Below are 1,655 nucleotides of genomic sequence, written 5' to 3'. Positions count from 1 at the left end.
GTCATTTTTGTTTAAAGGGTTTCTGGAAGTTTGTTTTTTAATTGTTTTACTGAGGGTTTATTCGGGTAGGACTCTATATATGAGTTTTGAGCGTCCCATCTAGGCTGTTTTTGAGGCAATATCCCACCTTTTTAGATCAATTTCAGGATTCTTTTCAAGTTTACAGTGAAGATGGCCATTGCACCCTGCATTTCCAGGTTTTGGATGCCATAGGAATCAGCCCTATCATAACCATGGACATTCTTGAGCTCACTGTTCTTGGCCTCGATCTTATACCTTTCCTTAGACTTGCTTCGATAATAATCGGTTTGCTGGAAAGCCATCTGGTCTTTGTGGAGTTCAGATTTTATGGAGACTGAATAGGATTTGGTTCTGGCACCTTCCTTGTAACATCCTTCCCTAAGAGGGCAGGCCTTACATTTCTCCACATCAAAGTAATAGGTCTCAGTTTGATTTGTGCTTTGTTCCTTCTTTCCCTGACGGGCCTTTCGGGTTGCTAAATGGCCTGCTGGACAGACAAACATCCCGGCGTCCTTGTTGTAGTGAAAGTGATCTCCTTCTTTTCTGCATCCTTGGCTGACTGCCGGATTCAATTTAGCAATGATGTCAATGTTCTGCTCTTTTGCCAGTTGGAGGTTGTCTTTTCCAGAATATGCGGCATCACCTATTATCGTATCTACTTCCATTCCATTTTGCTGGCTGATCTTCAGTAACCTGGGAAGTTCCGGTCCATCACCTTTCTCCCCTGTAGTAACGACTGCCGCTGTTATAATGCGTTCCTCGCTCATCGCCAGATGTGTTTTATAGCCAAAGAAACTGCTGTCCATTGATTTGTGTCCAAGCCGAGCCTCATCATCCTTAGAGAGCAGATAGTATTCTTTGGTGTCTTCAATGGTTTCCTTCAACAGATTCAACTTTTCTTTCACAGCCGGTATTTCACTGATAGATTGATCCTGATCAAGGATCTTCTGTAATTCTCTGCAATAGGCAAGCTCTTGGTCCAGGTCGTTGGATTCGCTCTTGTGCGGCAGATTCTTTTTGTATTCCCCATCGACTTGATATATCACTTTTCTTAATAGCTTGGAACGCTCCTTGAGCACTTCCAATGCTGTATATGGGTTCGATCGGGAATGCGTATGTGTAGCATCTACGATGATGGACCTTGATTTTATAATCCCCTTTTCAAGAGCGATCGTTACGGTCTTGTTGATCAACAGATTCAATAGATCCATGTCCTTTAATCGTAGTTTACGGAATTTGGTAAGCGAACTTGGATTGATCACATCCTCCTCAGGTGCCATTTCCAGAAAGTATTTGAAGGACATGTCATATCTGGAGCGCTCAACGACGTCAACATCCGAAACGGTGTAGATCGTCTTTAAAAGAAGGTACTTGAACATCTTGATGGGGCTCTCCGCTGTACGGCCATTGGTGTGGCAATACTTCTCCAAAAGTTCATCATGGATAAAACTGAAATCGATAAGATCGTTGATTTTGCGAAGTAGATTGTCTTTTGGAACAATGATATCGTACAATCCCGAATAGGAACTGAACTGTATTTTTTGTTGGGTAGAGAGCATCCTGATGTCCGTTAAAGCCTACATTAAGATACGAAAAAAGGAGCAGAAAACTGCTGTTTTCCACTCCTTTTTTTA

1 protein-coding gene is annotated in these 1,655 nt (G+C 42.4%); it reads right to left on the bottom strand.

The features are described from left to right. Positions 1-131: 131 nt before the first annotated feature. Complete coding sequence (locus tag BC792_RS18205; RefSeq protein WP_148910442.1) at positions 132-1,580, bottom strand: IS1182 family transposase; 1,449 nt, start codon at positions 1,578-1,580, stop codon at positions 132-134. Positions 1,581-1,655 lie beyond the last annotated feature (75 nt).

It is taken from the genome of Sphingobacterium allocomposti (assembly GCF_008124885.1).
GTDB classification, from domain to species: domain Bacteria; phylum Bacteroidota; class Bacteroidia; order Sphingobacteriales; family Sphingobacteriaceae; genus Sphingobacterium; species Sphingobacterium allocomposti.
The sequence above is the reverse complement of the archived record's forward strand: the minus strand, read 5'-3'. Positions and strand labels throughout refer to the sequence as shown.

Excerpts from the sequence above, each read along its gene's own strand:
- BC792_RS18205 (WP_148910442.1), bottom strand. The coding sequence starts at position 1,580 with ATGCTCTCTACCCAACAAAAAATACAGTTCAGTTCCTATTCGGGATTG.